The organism is Streptomyces sp. SID13726 (assembly GCF_010548375.1).
GTDB lineage: Bacteria > Actinomycetota > Actinomycetes > Streptomycetales > Streptomycetaceae > Streptomyces.
Window position 1 is genome coordinate 1 of sequence record NZ_JAAGLY010000634.1, and the last position, 412, is coordinate 412.

The 412-nt window shown below is 72.8% G+C and carries 1 protein-coding gene; it reads left to right on the plus strand.

The features are described from left to right. A partial coding sequence (locus G3I78_RS49510; RefSeq protein ID WP_164437233.1) for a polysaccharide deacetylase family protein occupies positions 1-412 on the plus strand: 412 nt, incomplete at both ends.

Here is a 412-nt window from a genome sequence, read left to right on the forward strand (position 1 = left end):
CGGTGCCGAACCACCGCATGCCGCCTGGCCCGGCGGTGCCCGGGTCGCCGTGAGCCTCGTGCTCAACTACGAGGAGGGCGGCGAACAGAACGTCTTGGAGGGCGATCCGGCGTCGGAGGGCTATCTCCACGAGATCGTGGGTGCGCCTCCGGTGATGGGCGGGCGCGATCTGAACGCGGAGTCCCTGTTCGCCTACGGTGCACGCGCAGGGTTCTGGCGCGTCCACCGCACCCTCGCGGCACACCGGGCGCCGCTCACCGTGTTCGCGGTGGCGCAGGCGCTGGAGCGCAACCCCGGTGCCGCGCGGGCGATGGCCGCTGCGGGGTGGGAGGTGGCGAGCCACGGCAGGCGCTGGATCGACTACCGGAACGTGCCCGAAGACGTGGAGCGCGCCGACATCGCACACGCGACC